The organism is Photobacterium gaetbulicola, from assembly GCF_003025515.1.
Taxonomy (GTDB): Bacteria; Pseudomonadota; Gammaproteobacteria; order Enterobacterales; family Vibrionaceae; genus Photobacterium; species Photobacterium gaetbulicola.
In genome coordinates this window covers 58,856-82,508 of record NZ_PYME01000023.1, presented here as the reverse complement: position 1 = coordinate 82,508, position 23,653 = coordinate 58,856, and the positions used below count along the sequence as shown (strand labels likewise).

The 23,653-nt window shown below is 54.7% G+C and carries 20 protein-coding genes; 18 read left to right on the top strand and 2 right to left on the bottom strand.

Annotated elements, in window-relative coordinates; translation table 11 throughout:
• The first annotated feature begins 210 nt into the window (after positions 1–210).
• The 3 genes from C9J03_RS18940 to C9J03_RS18930 all read left to right on the top strand — a co-directional run bounded on the left by C9J03_RS18940 (position 211) and on the right by C9J03_RS18930 (position 2,886).
• Positions 211–471 (top strand): FAD assembly factor SdhE, encoded by a 261-nt coding sequence (locus C9J03_RS18940; RefSeq protein WP_039465267.1) that lies wholly within the window; start codon positions 211–213, stop codon positions 469–471.
• Positions 443–868 carry a protein YgfX gene (locus C9J03_RS18935; protein WP_162845582.1) on the top strand — a complete coding sequence of 142 codons (426 nt, stop codon included), beginning with the start codon at positions 443–445 and terminating at the stop codon, positions 866–868. Before C9J03_RS18940 ends, C9J03_RS18935 begins: the two co-directional genes overlap by 29 nt.
• A gap of 188 nt (positions 869–1,056) precedes the next feature.
• The gene (locus tag C9J03_RS18930; protein WP_044622510.1) at positions 1,057–2,886 is read left to right on the top strand and encodes a methyl-accepting chemotaxis protein; all 1,830 of its coding nucleotides are present in this window, start codon (positions 1,057–1,059) and stop codon (positions 2,884–2,886) included.
• 80 nt (positions 2,887–2,966) lie between these two features.
• On the opposite strand, the gene nadB is transcribed toward C9J03_RS18930, so the two are convergent.
• Positions 2,967–4,583, bottom strand: coding sequence for an L-aspartate oxidase (gene nadB, locus C9J03_RS18925; RefSeq protein ID WP_044624371.1), 1,617 nt, complete (start codon positions 4,581–4,583; stop codon positions 2,967–2,969).
• A gap of 401 nt (positions 4,584–4,984) precedes the next feature.
• Between nadB and rpoE the strand changes: the two genes are divergently transcribed.
• The 11 genes from rpoE to acpS all read left to right on the top strand — a co-directional run bounded on the left by rpoE (position 4,985) and on the right by acpS (position 14,099).
• Positions 4,985–5,563 carry an RNA polymerase sigma factor RpoE gene (gene rpoE, locus C9J03_RS18920; RefSeq protein WP_039465260.1) on the top strand — a complete coding sequence of 193 codons (579 nt, stop codon included), beginning with the start codon at positions 4,985–4,987 and terminating at the stop codon, positions 5,561–5,563.
• Between the two features lie 23 nt (positions 5,564–5,586).
• Positions 5,587–6,252 carry an RseA family anti-sigma factor gene (locus C9J03_RS18915; RefSeq protein WP_039465259.1) on the top strand — a complete coding sequence of 222 codons (666 nt, stop codon included), beginning with the start codon at positions 5,587–5,589 and terminating at the stop codon, positions 6,250–6,252.
• A 14-nt stretch (positions 6,253–6,266) separates the two neighbouring features.
• Positions 6,267–7,241 carry a sigma-E factor regulatory protein RseB gene (rseB, locus tag C9J03_RS18910; RefSeq protein ID WP_039465256.1) on the top strand — a complete coding sequence of 325 codons (975 nt, stop codon included), beginning with the start codon at positions 6,267–6,269 and terminating at the stop codon, positions 7,239–7,241.
• Positions 7,238–7,735 carry a SoxR reducing system RseC family protein gene (locus tag C9J03_RS18905; RefSeq protein ID WP_044622511.1) on the top strand — a complete coding sequence of 166 codons (498 nt, stop codon included), beginning with the start codon at positions 7,238–7,240 and terminating at the stop codon, positions 7,733–7,735. The genes rseB and C9J03_RS18905 overlap by 4 nt, the downstream gene beginning before the upstream one ends.
• A 79-nt stretch (positions 7,736–7,814) precedes the next feature.
• A complete protein-coding gene (gene lepA / locus C9J03_RS18900) occupies positions 7,815–9,611 on the top strand; it encodes a translation elongation factor 4 (protein ID WP_044622512.1) in 1,797 nt (598 codons plus the stop codon).
• 174 nt (positions 9,612–9,785) lie between these two features.
• Complete coding sequence (gene lepB / locus C9J03_RS18895; protein WP_039465250.1) at positions 9,786–10,685, top strand: signal peptidase I; 900 nt, start codon at positions 9,786–9,788, stop codon at positions 10,683–10,685.
• Positions 10,686–10,695: 10 nt separating this feature from the next.
• Positions 10,696–11,370 carry a ribonuclease III gene (gene rnc / locus C9J03_RS18890; protein ID WP_039465247.1) on the top strand — a complete coding sequence of 225 codons (675 nt, stop codon included), beginning with the start codon at positions 10,696–10,698 and terminating at the stop codon, positions 11,368–11,370.
• Complete coding sequence (era, locus tag C9J03_RS18885; protein ID WP_044622513.1) at positions 11,367–12,272, top strand: GTPase Era; 906 nt, start codon at positions 11,367–11,369, stop codon at positions 12,270–12,272. The genes rnc and era overlap by 4 nt, the downstream gene beginning before the upstream one ends.
• Before the next feature lie 8 nt (positions 12,273–12,280).
• Positions 12,281–12,991, top strand: a complete 711-nt coding sequence (recO, locus tag C9J03_RS18880; protein WP_044622514.1) for a DNA repair protein RecO — start codon at positions 12,281–12,283, stop codon at positions 12,989–12,991.
• On the top strand, positions 12,988–13,719 hold the full coding sequence (gene pdxJ, locus C9J03_RS18875; protein ID WP_044622515.1) for a pyridoxine 5'-phosphate synthase: 732 nt from the start codon (positions 12,988–12,990) through the stop codon (positions 13,717–13,719). Before recO ends, pdxJ begins: the two co-directional genes overlap by 4 nt.
• Positions 13,719–14,099 carry a holo-ACP synthase gene (acpS, locus tag C9J03_RS18870; RefSeq protein ID WP_044622516.1) on the top strand — a complete coding sequence of 127 codons (381 nt, stop codon included), beginning with the start codon at positions 13,719–13,721 and terminating at the stop codon, positions 14,097–14,099. The genes pdxJ and acpS overlap by 1 nt, the downstream gene beginning before the upstream one ends.
• Positions 14,100–14,347: 248 nt before the next feature.
• Here the strand turns inward: acpS and barA are convergent, their stop codons facing one another.
• Positions 14,348–17,134, bottom strand: a complete 2,787-nt coding sequence (gene barA, locus C9J03_RS18865) for a two-component sensor histidine kinase BarA (RefSeq protein WP_044622517.1) — start codon at positions 17,132–17,134, stop codon at positions 14,348–14,350.
• A gap of 153 nt (positions 17,135–17,287) precedes the next feature.
• Here barA and rlmD point away from each other — a divergent pair, with 153 nt between their 5' ends.
• The 4 genes from rlmD (at position 17,288) to C9J03_RS18845 (ending at position 23,594) form a co-directional block, all read left to right on the top strand.
• Positions 17,288–18,607: a 23S rRNA (uracil(1939)-C(5))-methyltransferase RlmD gene (rlmD, locus tag C9J03_RS18860; RefSeq protein WP_044622518.1), complete on the top strand. Its 1,320-nt coding sequence runs from the start codon at positions 17,288–17,290 to the stop codon at positions 18,605–18,607.
• 32 nt (positions 18,608–18,639) lie between these two features.
• Complete coding sequence (gene relA, locus C9J03_RS18855) at positions 18,640–20,871, top strand: GTP diphosphokinase (RefSeq protein ID WP_044622519.1); 2,232 nt, start codon at positions 18,640–18,642, stop codon at positions 20,869–20,871.
• 73 nt (positions 20,872–20,944) lie between these two features.
• Complete coding sequence (mazG, locus tag C9J03_RS18850; protein WP_044622520.1) at positions 20,945–21,754, top strand: nucleoside triphosphate pyrophosphohydrolase; 810 nt, start codon at positions 20,945–20,947, stop codon at positions 21,752–21,754.
• A 199-nt stretch (positions 21,755–21,953) separates the two neighbouring features.
• Positions 21,954–23,594, top strand: a complete 1,641-nt coding sequence (locus tag C9J03_RS18845; protein WP_044622521.1) for a CTP synthase — start codon at positions 21,954–21,956, stop codon at positions 23,592–23,594.
• Positions 23,595–23,653: the final 59 nt, after the last annotated feature.

Genomic DNA, 23,653 nt, shown 5'->3' with positions numbered 1-23,653 from the left:
GAAACAGGTCAGTTATTGCTGGCGGTATGACGGGCGAGAGCGCGCAATACAAAATCGATCCTAGCTCTCAACTTGGGGTAATGTTTGTGCTACCTCATGGTCGCTGGCTTGACGGGCTGCTAGTATGGTGCTCATTGTTAACGTCCGGGGCTATTGCGATCGACTCGCACCCTCCAAAGGCCGCCCCGGGATCAGTAATGAGGTTGTAAAATGTTGAGTGCAGACGATAAAGCACGGGTTAAGTGGGCGTGCCGCCGCGGTATGCTGGAGTTGGATGTGATTATCATGCCGTTTTTCGAGGAGTGCTTCGATACGCTGTCCGAGCAAGAGCAGCTGGATTTTGTCTCTCTCCTTAAGTGTGATGATCCTGATCTGTTTACCTGGATGATGCAGCACGGCCGCAGTGAAAACCCGGCCCATGCCGCAATGGTCGATAAGATTGTTGCCCACAACAACAGCAAGCTTCGCTGATCTCACCCTCACTCCTTCCTGCCGTTTAATGGGCGCGCTGGTATTGTTGTATGCCAGTGCGCTTGTTCTGTTGCTTCTCTGCGTATTTCGCCAGACACTTCCCCTGCCGGCTTTTTTCGCTGTTGCTTGGTGGCTGATCTGTGAAGGTGAGAGGCGCTTGCTCAATATTGGCGCTCTGACTGGCAGGCTTCAGATCTCCAGCGAGGGATATATTCGCTGGCAAGGCCAATCATGGCGACTGCAATCTTCACGTGTGCGTTCCGGCCTCATCCTCCTTTGGCGACTCGAAGGGGAGACAGAGCGGGTTTGGTTACCGATCAGCCCCGATGCCTGCTCAAGCTCGGCCTACCGCAGCCTGGCGCTGTATTCCCATCACCATCGCGCGATATTCGGTTAGACACCGCCATGGCATAAATTTTTTTGGTGAGTTAAAACTGGCCATCTTTATGAACTCTATATGATTTTTTTTGCGAGGCAGGTCGCTTGAAAATGAAACATTCATTTTTTGTTTCAAGTGATTTTCTGCTGTGCCGATTAATATAGGTTGCTGCAGTCAGGCAGTGTAGAGCGACAACAGGAAGGGTAATGAAAATCAAATTTAAATTGTTGGGGCTGACGTTAATCTCAGTCGTGGCATTAGGCGCAGTGCTCGCCATCGGCTTAAAGGCTGGTGAGCGGGTGGTTAGCATCAACCAGTCGATGACGACAGTCAGTGAGATGGAGGTTGCGCTGCTGAATTTGCGTCGCAATGAAAAAGACTTCCTGATGCGGATGGATATGAAGTACCAGGCTACCTTTGAAGGCAATTTCAATCGCTTCAAAGCGTTAGAGTCTCAGCTATCAGAGCAGGCGCAAAGTTTATCGCTGTCTCTTCCTGAGTTAGCTCAGCTCGGGCATGTCATGGCCAATTACCGCCAGGGGATGCTGGCTCTGATGGCTGGTTATCAGCAGCTTGGCCTCACGCCTGATGAAGGTATGCTGCGTGAATACTTTGCTGCGGCCGATAACGTCGTGGAGGTGGCTGACGAACAATTGGAAGATGTCAGCTCGCTGTTTTCCCTAGTGATGGCAAGCAAGGTGATGGTGCTTGAGGGTACCCAGGACAGTGCCTCTGATTTTGTTGCTAAAAAGCAGGCTTATGACGAACAGTTTTCAGTGTGGTTGGGGGCTGACTATCAGCGCTTCCAGCACGCCACCGAGCAGGTCCGCCAACAATTGAGTCAGATTGGTCTAAGCCATAACCAAGGGCTACGTGGCGATATCCGGGAACAAGCCCACCAAGTCGAAGAAATGTTTGATCACGTCAAGCAACAGCTAGGCAAGACCGTTGCTGATGCCCAGCAGCAGCTGTCATCCATGTTGCTGGTTGCCGTTGTGCTGGTGGTTGCCGTACTGCTTTGTCTGTCATGGTGGATAAGTCAGTCAATCAACCGCCGCTTGGTCGGTATGAGCCAGCTGATGGCAGAAATTGCGACCAGTCATGATCTGACCCGTACCGCGGATCAGGAGGGCGGTGATGAATTGGCCGAGATGGCAGCGAATTTTAATTACCTGCTGGGCAGTTTGCGCCAGTTAGTCGGTGATGTGAAGTTGGCCGTGTCTGAATTGGGCTGTGCGTCGCTCCAGCTCCAGCAGCGCAGTAACGAAGCTGAACAAGCCTTGCGCCAGCAGCAGGGGGAAACCGAATCGGTGGCGGCGGCAGTGACCGAGATGGGGATGACGATCCGTGAAATCGCCAGTAATACCGAAACGGCGGCAGGCAATGCCGAGCGCAGTTTCCGGGGGGCGACTGACGGCTTGCAGGAAGTGGCTGACACCAAACGCAAGATCGGTGAATTGTCCGAGGATTTGGCCGGTACCAGCGAGCAGGTGTCTAACCTGTCCAGCCTGTCGGACAACATTGGCTCGGTACTGGATGTGATCAAAGATATTGCCGAGCAGACCAACCTGCTGGCACTCAATGCCGCTATCGAGGCCGCCCGTGCCGGAGAGCAGGGGCGCGGCTTTGCCGTGGTTGCCGATGAGGTGCGCACCCTGGCGCTGCGTACCCGCCAGTCGACAGAGGAGATCACCACGATTATTAGCTCTCTGCAGGCTCAGACGGGGCAGGTGGTTGAGCATATCGGTCATTGCCGCGAGCTGGGCGGGCAGAGCGTCGTGCAAGCTGAAAGCGCGGAGCAGAAAATCAACCTCATCATGACGGATATGCAGCAGATCATGGATACCAGCCATCAGATCGCCGCTGCTGTTGAGCAGCAGAGCCTAGTATCGGAGGAGGTTGGGCAGAATGTCTCGGCGATCAGCGATCTGACGTCGGTCAACTCTGCGGTGGCAAACGACAATGTCCAGGCTGCTCAGGCCGTAGCCCAGCAAGCCGGCGGACTGGAGCAAGCCATTTCCGGCTTTCGGGTGTAGAGGCTGTTAGCCCATGGGGTGAGAGTCCCATAATGAAAACGAGCGCCGTGGAGCGCTCGTTTTTTATATGGCTAGCTTGGTTATTGTTGCTCCGGGACCAGTACGGTCGGCTTGGCCTCTCCCGCTGTCTCCGGGTAGTCGAGGGTATAGTGCAGGCCGAGGCTCTCTTTGCGCTCAAGGGCGCAGCGCACCATCAGTTCGGCAACCTGGAGCAGGTTACGCAACTCCAGCAGGTTGTTCGAGACCCTGAAGTTGCTGTAATACTCATCGGTTTCGTCTTTCAGCAATTGGATCCGGCGCATCGCCCGCTCAAGGCGCTTGGTGGTACGGACTATCCCCATGTAGTCCCACATGAACAGCCGCAGCTCGTGCCAGTTGTGTTGGATCACCACTTCTTCATCCGAGCAGCTGACCTGGCTCTCATCCCAGCAAGGCAGTGAGGGCGGCAGTTCAACACTCTCCAGTTGCGTGGCAATGCTCTCGGCGGCGGACCAGGCGTAGACCACGCATTCCAGCAAGGAGTTTGAGGCCATGCGGTTGGCACCGTGCAGGCCGGTGTAGCTGACCTCGCCGATGGCATAGAGGCCATCGAGATCGGTCTGGCCCTGCTTGTCGACCACCACCCCGCCACAGGTGTAGTGGGCGGCTGGCACTATCGGGATCGGCTCCTTGGTAATGTCGATGCCGAAGGTGAGCAGTTTCTCGTATATTGTCGGGAAGTGCTTGATGACAAAGTCGGCTGGCTTGTGGCTGATATCGAGGTACATGCAGTCGGCACCGAGGCGCTTCATTTCGAAGTCGATAGCGCGGGCGACAACATCGCGTGGTGCCAACTCGCCACGCTGGTCGAAATCCTTCATAAACCGTGAACCGTCCGGACGGCGCAGGTAGGCCCCTTCGCCACGCAGGGCTTCGGTCAGCAGGAAGTTACGGGCATCGGGGTGGAACAGACAGGTCGGGTGGAACTGGTTGAATTCGAGGTTGGCCACGCGACAGCCGGCCCGCCAAGCCATAGCGATACCGTCGCCGGAAGAGACATCCGGATTGGAGGTATACTGGTACACCTTCGAGGCACCACCTGTCGCCAGCACCACGAATTTGGCCCTGACGGTTTCTACGGCCTCTAGATTACGGTTCCAGACATAGGCGCCCAGCACCCGGTTAGGTTGTTCAGTCTGACCCAGCTTGTGGGTGGTGATCAGATCCAGCGCATTATGACGTTCAAGGACCTCGATGTTCGGGTGGTTGTGAACATTGTCCTGCAGCGAGTTCTGCACGGCCATACCCGTGGCATCGGCCGCGTGGAGGATACGGCGGTGGCTGTGGCCGCCCTCGCGGGTCAGGTGATAGCGCGGGGCGTCGTCGCTGTCGCTGTCTTCGCGGTCGAACGGGACTCCACCGTCAATCAGCCACTGGACACAGTGCTTGGCATTCTCGGCAATAAAGCGCACCACGTCTTCATCGCATAGGTGGGCGCCGGCAATCTGGGTGTCCTCGACATGGGAGTCGACACTGTCGGCTTCGTCGAACACGGCGGCAATCCCGCCCTGGGCATAGAAGGTCGCCCCTTCGCTACGCGGTCCCTTGCTCAGGACGATCACTTTGCCCATAGGTGCCAGTCGAAGGGCCAATGACAGTCCTGCTGCACCACTACCAACTACAAGTACATCGCATTGATGTTCACGGTTTTCGTTCATAATGATTTCATATCCCTGTGGTAATCCCGCTATCTTACCAAATTCCATTCATTTTGTTCATTTTTGACGGATGGTTCACAAAACCCCCGTCATAAGCGATATAATGCACAAATCGGCGTGACCAAGGCGTACATCAAGCAGTCATACTGCTTTAATACAATGGAAAAATCGCGCACTATTAATGGAAAATTACTTTTTCATCGGGAACTTTGCCAGCCTCTCTAGGTCTTAAATAGTGCTCACGCTCATATATTTTTATCATATTGTTTTGATTGAGCATGCTCGTTATTGCAAGACGAGTTCGGCACAAGGTGTACCAGCAAAATGCGTTGGTTTTTTGGTTTCCAGCCGGAACAACTGATAAGAATGCGGGTGAATTTGATATAGGAGTACACGCTCGAATGAGCGAGCAGCAAACTGATCAGGTATTAATTGAGCGGGTACAGCGTGGTGACAAGCAGGCATTTAACTTACTGGTTGTGAAATATCAGAACAAAGTCTGTAACTTGGTTGCCAGATACGTCAGCAACTCCGGTGATGTGCCGGATGTCGCTCAGGAAGCGTTTATTAAGGCGTACCGGGCTTTGCCTACCTTTCGGGGGGAAAGTGCGTTTTATACATGGCTGTACCGTATCGCTGTCAATACAGCAAAAAATTACTTGGTGGCTCAGGGGCGTCGCCCCCCCGCGTCAGATGTGGATGCGGAGGACGCGGAATACTATGAAAGTGGCAATGCACTGAAAGAAATTTCGAACCCTGAGAACCAAATGTTGTCTGATGAATTAAGGCGGGTAGTTTTCAGTACCATCGAAGGATTACCGGATGATCTCAAAACCGCGATCACCTTGCGCGAGCTGGAAGGCTTAAGCTATGAGGAAATCGCAGAGGTCATGGGGTGTCCGGTCGGTACAGTTCGCTCCCGGATATTTCGTGCGCGAGAGGCGGTTGAAAAGCGTATTCGACCTCTTACACAGCGATAGTGTTGGGCCAAACGGTGAAAAAGATGGCTGATAAAGAAAAAATCTCGTCATTGCTTGATGGCGAAGAACTCGATCAGAGCATTATCAATGCATTGGCTGTCGACGAAGACAGTCAGCAGACCTGGCAGAACTTCAACCTCATAGGTGATGTGATGCGCGGGGAAGCACCGCAAAACAAGGAATGGGACATTGCGGCTAAGGTAGCACTGGCGCTGGAGGATGAACCTGCCCATACAGGAACAGGTCAGTTACAGGCAGAGCCTGCCTCTGTAGTTTCGATTGCGACGGCGCGTGAGGCGCGGATTGAGGAAGCTCAGCCGACCCCTCAGCAGGCCAAGCGCAGAATGCCGGCTTGGTTAACCCAATTCGGTCAGGTGGCAGTTGCCGCGAGTGTTTCTTTGGCAGTAATTGTTGGTGTCCAACAATACAATGGCGGTGAAGAGTCACTGACCACCTCGGCTGGGGACGCACAACTACCCGTTCTAGAGACTATTCCGTTTGCGGGAACAGCCGAACCTGTTAGTTTGACACGTGATTCCGTTCGCTCTAGCCGCCATGCTGGGCCGAGCGAAGAGCAGGTGATGGAGCAACGTCGCCGCATCAATGCCATGCTGCAGGATTATGAATTACAGCTTCGTCTCAACGCGGAAGACGGTTCTATTGACCGTACCATGCTCGAAGTGAATTAATCGATGGCGGAAAAATGAAGAGACTCCTGGTCGGTGTATTGACACTGGTCAGCCTCGCGATGCCGTGCCAAGCCTCTGCTGAAGAACCGGTTTCTTCTGCCGAGGCTTTGTTGCATCAAATGGACGAGGCTAGCCGTAAGCTCAGTTATGAGCTGTCGTATATCTTAATCAAGAAAAACAGTATTGAACCCCTGCGTTATCGCCATGCCCTGGAAGATGGCGAGACCTACGCTCATCTGGTTTATCTCAGCGGCCCGCCGCGCGAGGTGATCCAACGCGGGCAGGAGGTCAGCTATTTCGAGCCAGGATTGGATCCGTTCACCATCGACAGCAATAAGATGGTGGCACCGCTGCCGCCAATTATGAAAACCGATATCAATGAGCTGGCTGGCTATTACGACTTCATTTCGATGGGGCGTGCCCGTGAAGCAGGCGTTGCCTGTGATGTGGTTCGGATCGCACCCAAAGACGGTGCCCGTTACTCCTACCTGCTGTGGATTGATACTCGCAGCAAACTGGTGATGCGGGCCGACTTGTTAGACCGTGACGGCGAGCCGCTAGAGCAGTACCGGGCGGTGTCGTATGTCATCAACCCGAAAGTGGCCGATGTGCTGAAAAGCCTTAAGAGCGTCGAGTTGCCGGCGGTGGTGCAACTGCCTCCCCAGCCGCAGGCGGATCTTGACTGGCAGGTGAAATGGCTGCCGCAGGGGTTCGAATCGATCTCCCGCAATCGCCACCGGCTGATGATGACCGAGCGTCCGGTCGAGAGCAAGATGTACAGCGACGGCTTGTTCAGCTTCTCGATTTACATCTCTGCGGCCGATAACTTCACCGTCAGGGAGCAGCTGGTGCGCCAAGGTCGCCGGACGCTGCACAGCTACCTGCTCAACGGCAAGGAAGTCACGGTTGTTGGGGATATCCCCCCGGCGACAGCCCGGCGGGTTGCCGAATCGGTGGTGTTTGGCAACGGTGGGAGCCACACCCCATGATGCGCTCGCTCGCTGAAGTGATTGCCGCTAAGCCCGGCGAGATCACCGTCAGTTGCCAGCAGCAAACCAGTTGCGGTAGCTGTGCCTCACGAGATAGCTGTGGTACCGGCATTGTCAGCAAGGCATTGCCGGGACGCCAGCACCAGCTCACCATTGCTACCAACAAGCCGGTCAAGGTCGGCGACGTGGTCGAGATTGGCCTGTCCGAACGCAGTATGCTTCACTCTGCGGCCCTTGTTTATGTACTACCTTTGCTATGCTTAGTGCTAGGTGCGGCGCTGGGCCAATGGTGGTTTGTGGTATTGGCGGGCGGCGGAGAGCTGGGCGTGATCCTGACTGCGCTCGGGTGCGCAGCCTTTGGGTTATGGCTGGCAAGGCGACTGGCGGTGCGGGTTGAAGGGGATTTGGCCTATAAACCTCACCTTATTCGGGTACTGGGAAGTCCGGTTTCTGCAGGGTTGGCGATAAATGGCGCATCGAAAGATAGCGACTAGCGGCGAAATTCGGTAGAATCCGTCAACTTGATCTGTAGATCCCATTCATTTATTAATCACGAGTTAGTCACGCCAATTCATGAAGCACATTCGTAACTTTTCGATTATTGCACATATCGACCATGGTAAGTCGACCCTATCCGACCGTCTGATTCAAGTCTGTGGCGGCCTTTCCGATCGTGAAATGGCTGCTCAGGTTCTTGATTCCATGGATCTTGAACGCGAACGCGGTATTACCATCAAGGCTCAGAGCGTGACGCTCGACTATACAGCCAAAGATGGTGAAACCTATCAGCTGAACTTTATCGACACCCCGGGACACGTGGACTTCTCGTACGAAGTATCTCGCTCTCTGGCGGCCTGTGAAGGGGCCTTGCTGGTGGTTGATGCCGGCCAGGGGGTAGAAGCCCAGACATTGGCAAACTGTTACACTGCCATTGAGATGGATCTGGAAGTCGTGCCAATCTTGAACAAGATTGACCTGCCAGCCGCCGATCCTGAGCGCGTAGCGGAAGAAATTGAAGAAATCGTCGGTATCGACGCCCTGGAAGCGACCCGCTGTTCTGCGAAAACGGGTCTGGGTGTTGAAGATGTTCTGGAGAACATCGTATCGGCCATCCCTGCGCCGGAAGGCGATCCTGAGGCACCGCTTCAGGCACTGATCATCGACTCCTGGTTCGATAACTACCTAGGTGTTGTTTCTCTGGTTCGTATCAAAAACGGTCAGCTGAAGAAGAATGACAAGATCAAGGTAATGAGCACAGGCCAGGTTTGGGGTGTTGACCGTATCGGTATCTTCACGCCGAAACAGGTGGATACCGATATCCTGCGCACCGGTGAAGTAGGCTGGGTGGTCTGTGGTATCAAGGATATCCTTGGTGCGCCGGTAGGTGATACCCTGACCCATGCCAAGCACGGTTGTGAAGCGCCGCTGCCGGGCTTCCAGAAAGTGAAGCCTCAGGTCTATGCGGGTCTGTTCCCGGTTTCTTCTGATGACTACGAGAACTTCCGTGATGCGCTGGGCAAGCTGAGCCTCAACGATGCGTCCTTGTTCTACGAGCCAGAGAGCTCTGCGGCGCTGGGCTTCGGTTTCCGCTGTGGCTTCCTGGGCATGCTACACATGGAAATCATCCAGGAACGCCTGGAGCGTGAATATGATCTGGATCTGATCACCACGGCACCAACGGTAGTGTACGAGGTGAAGAAGACCGACGGCACGATGATTTATGTTGATAGCCCGTCCAAGCTACCGGCCGTGAACGATGTCGAAGTGATCGGTGAGCCTATCGCCCGCTGTAACATCCTGGTGCCGAGTGAGTACCTGGGCAACGTGATCACCCTGTGTGTTGAGAAGCGTGGTGTGCAGGTAGACATGGTTTACCACGGCAACCAGGTTGCCCTGACATACGATATCCCGATGTCGGAAGTGGTACTGGATTTCTTCGACCGTCTGAAGTCGACATCTCGCGGCTACGCGTCACTGGATTACAACTTCCAGCGCTACGAAGAATCTGACATGGTTCGCGTGGATATCCTGCTGAACGGCGACCGCGTTGATGCGCTGGCGATTATCACCCACAAGGATAATGCCCATTACCGCGGCCGTGACTTGGTTGAGAAGATGAAGGAATTCATTCCTCGCCAGATGTTTGATATCGCGATTCAGGCCGCTATCGGTAACCACATCATCGCTCGTTCGACGGTGAAGCAATTGCGCAAGAACGTTATCGCCAAGTGTTACGGCGGTGACGTGAGCCGTAAGAAGAAGCTCCTGCAGAAGCAGAAAGAAGGTAAGAAGCGAATGAAGCAGATCGGTAACGTCGAACTGCCACAGGAAGCTTTCCTTGCTATCTTGCATGTAGGTAAAGACAAGTAACTATAACTCATTGTTATCACTGGACGCTTTTGTGTCCGCCTTGCTACCATTAGCAAAGGCATTGATAACAAAGACAATGCAGCAGGCCGGGCTTGCTGCATTGTTATATCGAGTGGGCAGTAACGGCAAAGGTCGCTGCCGCTGGCTCGGTAGTTGATATAAGTAGGGAAGATAATGGCAAATACTTTTTCGCTTATCCTGGTGCTAGCAACACTGGTGACCGGGATCATTTGGGCTTTGGATAAATTTATCTGGGCGCCGAAACGTCAATTGAAAATTGAAGCGGCGGCAGCCAATGCCGGCGAACAGGTGGATGCTAAAACCCTACAGGCCGTGGCACCGCAACCGAGCTGGGTAGAATCTGCCAGTTCGATGTTTCCGGTGATCGCGCTCATTATGGTATTTCGCTCATTTATTTATGAGCCGTTCCAGATCCCATCCGGTTCGATGATGCCGACTTTGCTGGTTGGCGATTTTATTCTGGTTGAGAAGTTTGCCTACGGTCTGAAAGACCCGGTTTTCCGCCACCAAATGGTAGAAACCGGCGAGCCGGAGCGTGGTGATATTGTGGTATTCAAGTACCCGCCTCAGCCGAACATCGATTACATCAAGCGCGTCGTTGGCTTGCCGGGCGATACCGTTCGTTACAGTGCCCACAAACAGCTTTGTGTGGCGACGAAAGGTTCAGGCGAGTGCAAGCCGGTACCGTTGACCGAGATGACCGACAGCGAATTTAGCCAGGGCATGACCCGAATGGTGCAGTTCAACGAGCAGTTGGGCGAGCATGAGCACCAGATTCTGGTTAATCCACTCAAGCGCGACCGTACGCTGGCCTACCAGCCGCGTCCGGGGAGCAGCGAATGGGTGGTGCCGGAAGGCCAGTACTTCGTGATGGGTGACAATCGCGACAACAGTGCAGACAGCCGTTACTGGGGCTTCGTGCCAGAAGCTAACCTAGTGGGCAAAGCGGTCGGGATCTGGATCAGCTTTGAGTTTGAACGAGGTGCTGACAGTGCACTTCCATCTTGGATTCCTACCGGTGTGCGCTTTAGCCGCATCGGTGGCATAAACTGATCGGGAAAAAATGACCACTCCTGCAAATAGACTCCAGCGTAAGCTGGGCTACCAATTTAACAACCTTGATTTGCTGACCCTGGCGCTGACACACCGCAGTGCCAACGGGACACACAACGAACGCCTGGAGTTTCTGGGCGACTCGATCCTCAGCTTCGTGATCGCCGATGATCTTTACCACCGCTTCCCTGCGGTGGATGAGGGCGACATGAGCCGGATGCGTGCCACACTGGTACGGGGCAAGACGCTGGCCGAGTTGGGCCGCGAGTTCGACCTGGGCGATCACTTGTTGCTGGGTCCTGGCGAGCTGAAAAGCGGTGGTTTCCGTCGCGATTCGATTCTGGCCGACTGTGTCGAGGCAATCATCGGTGCTATTTATCTAGATAGCGATATTGAAAATGTACGTGGCATCGTGCTGCGCTGGTACCAGTCTCGACTTGAAACGATCAAGCCGGGCATCAACCAGAAAGATCCGAAAACCCGTCTGCAGGAATGCCTGCAGGGGCGTCGCCAGCCGTTGCCAGCCTATACGGTGACCAAAGTGCATGGTGAGGCCCATAACCAAGAGTTTACGGTGCAGTGTGAAGTGGCAGGTTTGGAGAAACCTGTTATCGGTAAAGGCGGCAGTCGGCGCAAGGCAGAGCAGGCAGCGGCAGAAATTGCGCTTAAGCAGTTGGAATCATGACAGACAAGCAACATTGTGGCTTTATTGCCATCGTCGGTCGCCCGAACGTGGGCAAATCGACGCTCCTGAACCGTCTGGTCGGCCAGAAGCTATCTATTACTTCGCGTAAGCCTCAGACCACGCGCCACCGTATTATGGGTGTCGATACTCGCGATGGCTATCAGGCGGTTTACGTAGATACCCCTGGCCTGCACATTGAAGAGAAACGAACCATCAACCGCTTGATGAACCGGGCAGCCAGTAGCTCACTGACCGATGTCGAGCTGGTGCTGTTCTTAGTCGACGGTACCATGTGGACCAAAGACGACGAGATGGTACTTAACAAGTTGGCTAAGTCCCAGCTGCCAACCGTTTTGCTGGTCAACAAGGTCGACAACGTCAAAGACAAGCACGAGTTGTTCCCGCACTTGCAGGAGCTTTCGAGCAAGATGAAATTTGTCGATGTGGTGCCGGTATCAGCCAAACACGGCACCAACATTGATGCGGTCGAGAAGATCGTGCGAGAGCACCTGCCTGAGGGCGAGCACTACTTCCCGGAGGAGTATGTGACCGATCGCTCGCAGCGCTTCATGGCGTCTGAGATCATCCGTGAGAAACTGATGCGCTTTACCGGCGATGAGCTGCCATACTCGGTGACGGTCGAAATCGAGCGTTTCGACTACAACCCGGATACCGACGGCTTTGACATCAATGGCCTGATCCTGGTTGAGCGCAAGGGCCAGAAAAAGATGGTGATCGGCAAAGGTGGCGACAAGATCAAGACCATCGGCCGTGAAGCCCGTATCGACATGGAAGATCTGTTCGAGCGCAAGGTTTACCTTGAGCTGTGGGTGAAAGTGAAATCCGGTTGGGCGGATGACGAACGTGCCCTGCGCAGCCTGGGCTATATTGACGATTTATAAGGTAGCGAATGGAAGGGCTTCAGCGTTGTTTTGTCCTTCATACTCGTCCTTATAGCGAGACGAGCCTGATCCTCGACGTCTTCAGCGAGGACTCGGGCCGTCTTACCCTTCTTTCGAAGGGGGCGCGACGCAAGCGCTCCAACCTCAAAGGGGCGCTTCAGCCTTTTACCCCGCTCTTCATGAAATGGTCCGGCAAGGGCTCCATGCCCGTACTCACCCATGCTGAGCCAATCAGCATCGGCTTGCCGATGCGCAGTTATATCCTCTATTCGGCTATGTACGTCAACGAGTTGCTAGCCCGGGTGCTGGAAACTGATACCCCTTACCCCGTGCTGTTTCTGGATTACCTGAATGTGCTGCGTGAGCTGGCACAGGCGGAGAATCCAGAGCCTGCACTGCGCCGTTTTGAACTGGCTTTGCTCGATCATCTCGGCTATGGTGTGGACTTCCTCCATTGTGCGGGCAGTGGCCTGCCGGTGGATGACACCATGACTTATAACTACCGGGAACAACGGGGATTTATCGCCTCGTTGACGGTCGGCCAGCTGACTTTCACCGGTGAACAACTAAAGGCGATTGCCGCTAGGCGGTTCGAGAACCCGGATCAGCTCCGGGCAGCCAAGCGCTTTACCCGTATCGCGCTAAAGCCCTATCTGGGCGGCAAGCCATTAAAAAGCAGGGAATTGTTTATCCCTAGAGGAAGGAGTACCGGAAAATGAACAACATCTTACTCGGCGTGAATATCGACCATATTGCGACTCTGCGTAATGCCCGTGGCACCCGTTATCCGGATCCGGTGCATGCGGCCGAGGTAGCTGAGCGTGCCGGAGCAGACGGTATTACCATCCACCTGCGCGAAGACCGTCGTCATATCACCGATCGTGATGTGCGCATTCTGCGCGAGACCATCCAGACCCGAATGAACCTAGAAATGGCGGTAACCGATGAGATGGTCCAGATCGCGTTGGACACCAAGCCGGAGTTTGTTTGTCTGGTACCGGAGAAGCGTGAAGAGCTGACCACTGAGGGCGGCTTGGATGTGGCTGGCCAGCTGGAGAAAATCAAAGCAGCAACCGCCACCTTGACCGAAGCGGGTATCAAAGTGTCCTTGTTCATCGATGCCGACCGTGCCCAGATTGATGCCGCGGTAGCCTGTGGCGCACCGTATATCGAGCTACATACCGGCCATTACGCCGATGCCGAGACGGAAGAAGAGCAGCAGGCTGAGCTGAAGAAAATCGCTGCTGCGGCGAGCTACGCTGACGATCAGGGTATCAAGGTTAACGCTGGCCACGGCCTGACCTACCATAACGTGAAGCCGATTGCGGCACTGCCTGAGCTGTACGAGCTAAATATCGGCCACTCTATCATCGGCCGCGCGGTGTTTGATGGTTTGGAGAAGGCTGTTGCTGATATGCGGGCTGAAATGTTGAGCGCCCGTCGCTAATGGCGATTGTTGGCTTAGGGACGGACATTGCCGATATCGAACGGGTGGAGAAAGCCTTCGCCCGTAGCGGTGATGCCTTTGCCCAGCGCCTGCTGGCCCCGAGTGAATACGAGATATACCAGTCGCTCAAGCAGCAGGGGCGCTATCTGGCCAAGCGTTTTGCGGTCAAGGAAGCTGCCTCGAAAGCGCTGGGTACCGGTATTGCCTGTGGGGTGACCTTCCACGACTTTACCGTGTCCAACGATGAGCGCGGCAAACCCTTGCTGGCGTTATCGGGTAAGGCGGCTGAACTCGCTGCGGCGATGGGGGTCAACCATGTCCACCTGACCATTGCCGACGAGAAGAAGTACGCGGTGGCGACGGTGATTCTGGAGTCGTAATAGCGGTTCTATGGCCCTATGGCCCTATGGAGTGCTAAGTTATTGCATGCCTTTAGCGATAGATTAATAGTGCTTTCAGCCGGATTAAGGGGCTTTGATTAAGCCAAAGTTTGACACTGTCATCACTTAAAGCTGGGCTTGCACAGCACCACAGCACCACAGCACCACAGCACCACAGCACCCAAAATAAAGGCGAGCTCGAAGCTCGCCTTGTTCTACTATCGGCCCATTGCCTAGAGCCCTATGCCTTAGTGCCTATACGCCTTCGACGCCTTGACCACGTTGTTCATCTCGTCGATGAGCTCGAACAGCTCCGGCTCGATGTCGTCGGTGCTGGCCCCGGCCTTGAGCTCGGTTTCGATGGTATGGCACAGGTTCTTGAGGCGCGGCACGCCGCTGTAGGCGCAGCTGCCGTGGAGCTTGTGGATTGGCGGCCACAGCTCGATATCTTTGCCGTCGAGTGCCTCGTTGACCAGCATTTCCACTTCCGGCATGAAGTCGAGCAGCATCTGCAGCATATCCTTGGCCAGTTCTTCCTTGCCCGCGGCTTGCTTCAGGGCCAAATCCCAGTCCCAGCTGACGTTCTGGTTCGCGCTCGCTGGTGCCTCGTTGCTGCTGGTATCGTCCTGGGATGGCTCGGGGACCGGGGCATCGAGGGCGTGGATTGGCTGGTCGTGCGGCGTGGTCCACTTGGCCAGGATCTGTTGCAGGATCCGCTCTTCGATGGGCTTGGTCAGGTAATCATCCATCCCCGCTTCAATCAGGCGCTCGCGCTCCCCGGCCATGGCGTGGGCGGTCACCGCAATCACCGGAGTGGAATGGTTGAGTTCGGTTTTGTGGATTTCCTGGCAGGCAGTGACCCCGTCCATTTCCGGCATCTGGATATCCATGAAGATCAGGTCAAACTCTTTCTGGTGGGCATACTCCACCGCCTTGCGGCCGCCGCTGGCGGTGATCACCGTCTCGACCCGCTCGCACAGCAGGGCGGAGATCAGCTTGAGGTTGGCCGGGTTGTCGTCCACCGCCATGACGGTCAGCGGCTGGATGCTTGGCGCTTCACTGCTGATTGGCTGCGGCTCCGGTTCGCTGAACTGATCGGGCTCGCTGACCAAGGCTTCGAACAGCTTGCGGTGGCCCAGAGGTTTCGGCAAGCAGGAGGTAACCCCGGCATTGAGCAGGCGCTCGGACAGGGCCAGCTCGGTGGTCGGCAGGCTGACGATCACTTTCTCACTGAGCTGTTCGGCCTTGAACACCTGGTCGAGCAAGGTGGCGATTGGCGGTTGTTCGCCCGGCGATAGGTTGAGCAGGGCAAAATCGTGGTGCTCGGCATCATCTGGCATGCTCGAGCGGTACGTGACATGGATACCGGCACGGATCAGGCGCTGCTGGATCACCGAGGCTGCCTGCATGTTGGGTTCGATCAGCAACAGTTTCTTGTTGATCAGCGAATGGGTGTCGATAGGCTGGGACACCGGCAGATCGGTCTTGTTCAGGCGCAGGCTGAACCAGAAGGTCGAGCCTTGGTGGAGGCGGCTGGTCAGGCTGACTTCGCCGCCCATCTGGCTCACCAGCTTCTGGGTGATCACCAGGCCAAGGCCGGTACCGCCGTAGCGGCGAGAAATACTGGCATCGGCTTGGCTAAAGGCCTGGAACAGCTGCGCCTGCTGGCGTTCAGAGATACCGATCCCGGTATCACGAACCATGAATTGCAGCTCGAGGCTTTCGTCGCGTTCGGTCTTGAGCTCGACTGAGACATCGATGTTGCCGCGCTCGGTAAACTTGACCGCGTTGCCGATCAGGTTGGTCAGTACCTGCTGGATACGCAGTGGATCGCCGATCATGCCGCTCGGGATGCGGTGGTCGACCTTGAGGGTGAGCTCGAGGCCTTTTTCGTGGGCGCTCGGTGCCAGTAGTTTCATCACTTCATCGAGGGACTCGGTGAAGTCGAACGGGATGTTCTCAAGCAATAATTTGCCGGCTTCCAGCTTGGAGAAGTCGAGGATGTCGTTGATGATGGTCAGCAAGTTGTTGGCCGACTTCTCGATAGTCTGCAGGTAGTCCTGCTGGCTGGAGCTCAGGCGGGTCTTGAGCATCTGGCGGGTGAAGCCGATCACCCCGTTGAGCGGGGTACGCAGCTCGTGCGACATGTTGGCGAGGAACTCGGATTTGACCCGTGCCGCTTCCTGCGCGCGCTTTTTGGCAATATCCAGCTCGACGTTCTGGATCTCGAGCTGCTCGAGGGTCTCACGCAGGTCCGAGGTGGCCTGATCGATACTCTGCTGCATCTCGATATGGTATTCCGATAGCGAAATCGCCATCGCATTGATACCGTTTTTCAGGGTATCAAGCTCGCCCAGCAGCTGGCCTTCGATACGCACATCAAGGTGGCCGCGGCGGATCCGGTCAACCATGCTTACCATGTGCGAGATCGGGCGGGTCACATCTTTCATCAGCCGGTAGGCGAACAGCGCAGACAGGGTCAGGCCGAGCAGCAGCACCATCAGGGCGGTAAAGACTTCCTGATACTGCTGCAGGCGCAGGGCACTCAAGTCGAGCTCGAGGGCGATATAGCCGAGGGTTTCGGCCTGGTAGCCCGGAATGGACGCGTTGCTGAACTGGCCTTCCTTGAGGATCGGCGCGCGCAGGATCAGCGCGTTTTCGTTGAGCCGGGTTTCCAGCAACAGCGGGATTGGCTGATCTTCCGGGTACATCAGGGCCTCGAAGTTACGGTGGAAGTTCGAGGTGACGAACAGTTCGTTCTTGGTATTGAACACCGCAATACTGCGCACGATTTGCGAATGCTTGCGGTGGGCATAGCTGATCAAGCGGCGGACGGCCTCGCGGTTCTGGTCGGCCATGCCGTATTCGGTGGAGATCGCCAGGGGCTCGATAATGCTGGCACCGGTCGAGATAAGCTGATGTTCAAGATCGCGATATCGGCTCATGGTAAAAAATGCGCTCAAAAGCAGGCCAATAATCAGCGTCGGTGCTAATGTCAGGGTGAACACCCTGGCACGAAGTCCATATTTGGTCATGGTTCTCTTAATTACAAGAATGCGATTCTATGGGACAATTATCCCATCTATGGCCGCTAGCTTAATGAAAGTCAGGCTATTCGACAATCAACTCATCCTAAACTGTTGTAGAAATCACCAGTTTGGACAAATTGCTCCGTGGGTCCAATTACTATGGCACGCTTTTTTAAGCCTCAGAAAAGAAAATTAACCGATACCAAGCATAAAGAAATCACCATCAGCCGGCTCGACCACCTGGGTGCCGGTATCGGCCACCTCGACCGCAAGCCGGTGTTTGTCGAGGGGCTGTTGCCTGGGGAGAAGGCAATTATCCAGCTGACGGAAGACAAAAAGCAGTTTGCCCGTGCCAAGGTGATCCGCCGTTTGAGTGACAGCACTGAGCGCGTAGCCCCGGCTTGCCCGCTCTACGACCAGTGCGGTGGCTGTAACCTGCAGCATCTGTCGCACCAAGGCCAGGTGGCGGCCAAGCAGCAGTCCCTGGGGGAGCTGATGGGCAAGTTTGCCCGTACGGGCGGACAGGTCGAGCAGGTCGCGCCGATCACCAGCGCCGAATGGCAATACCGCCGCTGTGCCCGCCTCAGCGTGATACCGAAGGGCGGGGAGCTGCAGATCGGCTTTCGCAAAAAGCAGAGCAAGGAAATCGTCGATGTGGCGCACTGTCCGGTGCTGGCACAGCCGCTGAATGAACTTTTGCCGGCGTTGCGTAGTCTGTTGTCTGGGCTCAAGGGGCGCAAGCACCTTGGCCATGTCGAGCTGGTCGACGCCGACAATGGCCGGGTGGTGCTGATCCGCCATCTGCAGCCATTCTCTGACAAAGACATGACCGCAATCCGTCAGTTTGCTGACCAGCACCAGCTAATGTTGTACTTGGCGCCCACTTCTGAGTCCCTCGATAGCATTTCCGGGCCGGCTCCTTATTATGAGTTGGATGGCCTGCAGTTGGCTTTCTCGCCGAAGGACTTTATCCAGGTCAATCGCGAGGTGAACCAGAAGATGGTGGCCCAGGCCATGGACTGGTTGGCTGTCGAACCTGATGATCGGGTACTTGATCTATTCTGTGGGCTTGGTAATTTCAGTTTACCGCTCGCAAAGCGAGCAAAAGCACTGGTTGGTGTTGAAGGCGTCGATGAGATGGTGCATCGTGCATCAGAGAATGCAAAAAATAATCAACAGGTTAACGCTGAATTTTATCAAGCCAACTTAGAAGAGGATGTCACGGCAAAATCTTGGGCCCAAGAAAAGTTCAGCAAGGTATTGCTCGACCCGGCCCGGGCCGGTGCAGCTGGCGTCATGCAGCATGTGGTGAATCTGGGGCCTGAGCGGGTGGTGTATGTCTCCTGCAACCCGGCGACGCTGGCACGAGACAGTCAGGTGTTATTGACACAAGGTTATCAGTTGGAACGGTTGGGTATGATGGACATGTTCCCCCATACCGGGCATTTGGAGTCGATGGCGTTGTTTATCAAGCAATAGACTCACATTACTAGAGTAAACAGGATAGAGAAATGGTCGCAGTTCGCGGTGCGCATTTAAAGGAAAATGATACATTCGAGCTTTCATCTTGGGTTGATAGCCTGAAGCAGGATGCCAAGGTAGCGAAGCATCTTGCCAAGACTTACCAGCGGTGTATCGACTTGACGACAGGGGACGAGCGCGCGTCATTATTGCTATGGCGGGGCCGCGAGATGGTCGAGATCCTGGTCACGCTCAGCATGGATAAAGATACGCTGGTGGCAGCCCTGCTGTTCCCGCTGGTGGAGGCTGGCGTATACAGCCCGGAGCAACTTAAGGAAGACTACAGCAACACCATTATGCAGATGGTCACCGGTGTTGGCCAGATGGCAGCCATCGGTCAGCTCAACGCCACCAAGGAAGGTGCAGAGCAGTCGGCACAGGTCGATAATATCCGCCGTATGCTGCTGTCGATGGTCGATGACTTCCGCTGCGTGGTGATCAAGCTGGCCGAGCGGATCTGTAACTTACGCGAGGTGAAAGACGAGCCGGATGAGGTGCGCCGGGCTGCTGCCAAAGAGTGTGCCAATATCTATGCGCCGCTGGCCAACCGCCTGGGTATCGGTCAGCTCAAGTGGGAAATTGAAGACTACGCCTTCCGCTACCGTCACCCTGAGACCTACAAGCAGATTGCCAAGCAACTGTCCGAACGCCGCATCGACCGCGAGCAATATATCGAGCACTTCGTGACCGACTTAGCCGACGACATGAAGGCGTCGGCAATCAAGGCCGATGTCCAGGGGCGTCCGAAACATATTTACAGCATCTGGCGCAAGATGCAGAAGAAGAGCCTGGCATTCGATGAATTGTTCGATGTCCGTGCGGTGCGGATCATTGCTGACGAAATCCAGGACTGCTACGCCGCACTGGGTATCGTCCACACCAAGTACCGTCATCTGCCGAAAGAGTTCGACGATTATGTCGCCAACCCGAAACCTAATGGCTACCAGTCGATCCACACTGTAGTCCTGGGCCCGGAAGGCAAGACGATTGAGATCCAGATCCGTACCAAGCAGATGCATGAAGAGTCGGAGCTGGGTGTTGCTGCCCACTGGAAGTACAAGGAAAGTGGTTCATCGTCAGGCGGTGCCAAGTCATCCTACGATGAGAAAATCAACTGGCTGCGTAAGCTGCTTGCCTGGCAGGAAGAGATGTCCGACTCGGGCGAGATGCTCGAAGAGCTGCGTAGCCAGGTATTTGATGACCGTGTCTATGCCTTTACCCCGAAAGGCGATGTGGTCGATCTGCCGCTTGATGCGACTCCGCTGGATTTTGCTTACCACATCCACTCGGAAGTCGGCCACCGTTGTATTGGTGCTAAGGTCGAGGGGCGTATTGTCCCGTTTACCTACAACCTTCAGATGGGTGATCAGGTCGAGATTATTACCCAGAAAGAGCCGAACCCCTCGCGTGACTGGTTGAACCCGAACCTCGGTTTCGTGAATTCTAGCCGCGCTCGCTCCAAGGTCCATGCTTGGTTCCGCAAGCAGGATCGCGACAAAAACATCCTGGCTGGCCGTGAGATCTTGGAAATCGAGCTGGTCAAGATCGGCGCGACCATGAAGGATGCCGAGGCTTATGCGCTCAAGCGTTTTAATGTCAATTCGGCCGATGAGCTGTTTGCCGGGATCGGCAGCGGTGATCTGCGGATTAATCAGGTCATCAACCATATCAATGCCTTGGTCAATAAACCCACGGCAGAGGAAGAGGATCAGCAACTGCTGGAGAAGCTGACCGAAGCCAGCAGCAAGCCGGTAACCACCAAGAAGCCGCAGCGTGATGCGGTGGTAGTGGAAGGGGTGGATAACCTGATGACCCACCTTGCCCGTTGTTGCCAGCCGATCCCGGGCGATGATATCCAGGGCTTTGTGACGCAGGGGCGGGGGATTTCGGTTCACCGCAGTGACTGTGAGCAACTCGAGGAGCTGCGTCATGTCGCGCCGGAGCGGATCATCGATACGGTGTGGGGCGGCGGCTTTGTCGGCAACTACCACATTACGGTGAGGGTCACCGCGGCAGAGCGTAACGGCCTGCTCAAGGAGTTGACCAACACTTTAGCCAACGAGAAGGTCAAAGTGGCCGGTATGAAGAGCCGGGTTGATTTCAAGAAGCAGATGTCGATCATGGATTTCGATATCGAGCTGACCGATCTGGAAGTGCTGAGCCGGGTACTCAAGCGTATCGAGCAGGTGAGAGACGTCGCCGAGGCGAAAAGGCTGCACTAAGCAGTATTAGATTTAATGACAAAAGCGGGAGCCAAGGCTGCCGCTTTTTCTTTTGCAGACAGAGATTAACCCTATGAGTAAATCACAACGCCCTATCGAACAACTGGTGGAGATCATGGCCAAGCTGCGTGATCCGGACAATGGCTGCCCGTGGGATCTGAAGCAGACCTTCGCCACCATCGTGCCGCATACCTTGGAAGAAGCCTACGAAGTGGCCGACGCGATTGAGCAGCAGAATTGGGATGATGTCCGAGAAGAGTTGGGTGACTTGTTGTTTCAGGTGATATTTTACAGCCAGCTCGGCAAGGAGCAGGGGCTGTTTGATTTTGATGATGTGGTGCAGGGGATCAACGAAAAGCTCACCCGCCGCCACCCCCATGTCTTTTCTGATACCGAGTTTGCCAGTGAGGCTGACATCAACGCCAATTGGGAAGCAGAAAAGGCCAAGGAGCGCTCCGCCAAAGGGGAGGATAGCAGTGTCCTTGCCAATATCCCGCGCGCGCTGCCGGCACTGACCCGGGCCGATAAAATCCAAAAGCGCTGTGCCAAGCACGGTTTTGACTGGGACACTCTGGGTCCGGTGCTCGACAAGGTCCAGGAGGAGATTGACGAGGTGTTGGAAGAGGTCATCCAGGTGTCACCGGATCAGGATAGAATCGAAGAGGAAATGGGAGACTTGCTGTTCGCGGTGGCCAACTTCAGCCGCCATGTGCAGGTCAAGCCGGAAGTGGCTCTGCAGCGGGCCAACCAGAAATTTGAGCGCCGTTTTCGCGAAGTGGAGAAAACTGTGCTAGAAAGAGGGAAGCGCCTTGACGATTGTTCACTGGAGTACCTGGATGCAATCTGGGACGAGGTCAAGCGCAACGAGCTGAAGACAAAGTGAGCTAGGTGGAGGGGATACGGGCGGCCGCACGGAGGAATGGTCAATCTATAGTCACCTAGTTTAGTAGAATTGATTTGAGACAAAAAAAAACCAAACGTGCTGTGATAGTTTTCACGTTGTGGCGATAAAGTGTGTCTGGTATACTAATTTCCCGTCCAGATACTTTTTATATCCTCTATACCAATCTTCCAGGTAAAACATGACGACGAATTACATTTTTGTTACGGGCGGGGTCGTATCCTCACTAGGTAAAGGTATTGCTGCTGCATCACTAGCGGCTATTCTAGAAGCACGTGGTCTGAAAGTGACCATGATGAAACTAGACCCTTACATCAACGTTGACCCAGGCACAATGAGCCCGATTCAGCATGGTGAAGTATTCGTAACGGAAGACGGTGCAGAGACTGACCTTGACCTAGGTCACTATGAGCGTTTCATCCGTACCAAGATGACTAAGCGCAACAACTTCACTGCGGGACGTGTTTACGCTGATGTACTGCGTAAAGAGCGTCGTGGTGACTACCTAGGTGCAACGATTCAGGTTATCCCACACATCACCAACGCCATCAAAGAGCGTGTTATTGCTGGTGCAGAAGGCCACGACGTTGCTATCGTCGAAGTTGGCGGCACAGTAGGTGATATCGAATCTCTACCATTTATGGAAGCTATCCGTCAGCTAGCTGTAGAACTAGGCCGCGAGCGTGCTATGTTCATGCACCTGACATTGGTTCCATACCTGGCAGCGGCTGGCGAAGTGAAAACTAAGCCAACCCAGCATTCTGTGAAAGAGCTGCTTTCTATCGGTATTCAGCCAGACATCCTGGTATGTCGTTCTGACCGTATGATCCCTGCTAACGAGCGTGCCAAGATTGCACTGTTCTGTAATGTTCAGGAAAAAGCCGTTATTTCAATGAAAGACGTAGATTCCATCTACAAGATCCCACAGCTTATCAAGGCTCAGGGTCTTGATGACTTGGTATGTCAGCGCTTCGGTATTACAGCGCCGGAAGCTGATCTTTCTGAGTGGGAACAGGTGATCTATGAAGAAGCTAACCCGACAGCCGAAGTTGTTATCGGTATGGTGGGTAAGTACATCGAACTACCAGATGCTTACAAGTCAGTGAACGAAGCACTTAAGCACGCAGGCCTGAAGAACCGCCTGTCTGTGAAGATCAAGTACGTTGACTCGCAAGATGTCGAGAGCAAAGGCGAAGAAGCGCTGCAAGGCCTTGACGCTATCTTGGTTCCTGGTGGCTTCGGCGGCCGTGGTGTAGAAGGCAAGATCCTGACTGCACAGTACGCCCGTGAAAATAACATCCCTTACCTAGGTATCTGCTTGGGTATGCAGGTGGCATTGATTGAATTCGCACGTAACGTTGCGGGTCTTGAAGGCGCTCACTCTACTGAGTTCAACGCTGATACCAAGAACCCGGTTGTTGGCCTGATCACTGAGTGGGTTGATGGCGAAGGCAACGTTGAAGAGCGTACCGAAAAATCTGACCTTGGCGGTACTATGCGTCTTGGTTCTCAGCTATGTCACTTGGCTGAAGGTTCGAAAGCGCGTGAACTATACGGTAACCCAACGATTCATGAGCGTCACCGTCACCGCTACGAAGTAAACAACAACCTACTTCCTCAACTAGAGAAAGCAGGTCTGAAAATTTCTGGTCTGTCTGCAGACAAGAAGTTGGTGGAAATCATCGAGATCCCGAACCACCCATGGTTTGTGGCCGCTCAGTTCCACCCTGAGTTCACCTCTACGCCTCGCGATGGCCACCCTCTATTTGAAGGCTTCGTGAAAGCGGCTGGTGCAAACCAGCGCGGTGAGCTTAACAAGTAAGGATTACGGATAGCTGTGGCAGTGATGGCTGCAGCTATTTTTTTAGCTTTTAATTTGAA

Coding starts and splice junctions, on each gene's coding strand:
- C9J03_RS18940 (WP_039465267.1), top strand. CDS start 211: ATGTTGAGTGCAGACGATAAAGCACGGGTTAAGTGGGCGTGCCGCCGC.
- C9J03_RS18930 (WP_044622510.1), top strand. CDS start 1,057: ATGAAAATCAAATTTAAATTGTTGGGGCTGACGTTAATCTCAGTCGTG.
- nadB (WP_044624371.1), bottom strand. CDS start 4,583: ATGAACGAAAACCGTGAACATCAATGCGATGTACTTGTAGTTGGTAGT.
- rpoE (WP_039465260.1), top strand. CDS start 4,985: ATGAGCGAGCAGCAAACTGATCAGGTATTAATTGAGCGGGTACAGCGT.
- C9J03_RS18915 (WP_039465259.1), top strand. CDS start 5,587: ATGGCTGATAAAGAAAAAATCTCGTCATTGCTTGATGGCGAAGAACTC.
- rseB (WP_039465256.1), top strand. CDS start 6,267: ATGAAGAGACTCCTGGTCGGTGTATTGACACTGGTCAGCCTCGCGATG.
- C9J03_RS18905 (WP_044622511.1), top strand. CDS start 7,238: ATGATGCGCTCGCTCGCTGAAGTGATTGCCGCTAAGCCCGGCGAGATC.
- lepA (WP_044622512.1), top strand. CDS start 7,815: ATGAAGCACATTCGTAACTTTTCGATTATTGCACATATCGACCATGGT.
- lepB (WP_039465250.1), top strand. CDS start 9,786: ATGGCAAATACTTTTTCGCTTATCCTGGTGCTAGCAACACTGGTGACC.
- rnc (WP_039465247.1), top strand. CDS start 10,696: ATGACCACTCCTGCAAATAGACTCCAGCGTAAGCTGGGCTACCAATTT.
- era (WP_044622513.1), top strand. CDS start 11,367: ATGACAGACAAGCAACATTGTGGCTTTATTGCCATCGTCGGTCGCCCG.
- recO (WP_044622514.1), top strand. CDS start 12,281: ATGGAAGGGCTTCAGCGTTGTTTTGTCCTTCATACTCGTCCTTATAGC.
- pdxJ (WP_044622515.1), top strand. CDS start 12,988: ATGAACAACATCTTACTCGGCGTGAATATCGACCATATTGCGACTCTG.
- acpS (WP_044622516.1), top strand. CDS start 13,719: ATGGCGATTGTTGGCTTAGGGACGGACATTGCCGATATCGAACGGGTG.
- barA (WP_044622517.1), bottom strand. CDS start 17,134: ATGACCAAATATGGACTTCGTGCCAGGGTGTTCACCCTGACATTAGCA.
- rlmD (WP_044622518.1), top strand. CDS start 17,288: ATGGCACGCTTTTTTAAGCCTCAGAAAAGAAAATTAACCGATACCAAG.
- relA (WP_044622519.1), top strand. CDS start 18,640: ATGGTCGCAGTTCGCGGTGCGCATTTAAAGGAAAATGATACATTCGAG.
- mazG (WP_044622520.1), top strand. CDS start 20,945: ATGAGTAAATCACAACGCCCTATCGAACAACTGGTGGAGATCATGGCC.
- C9J03_RS18845 (WP_044622521.1), top strand. CDS start 21,954: ATGACGACGAATTACATTTTTGTTACGGGCGGGGTCGTATCCTCACTA.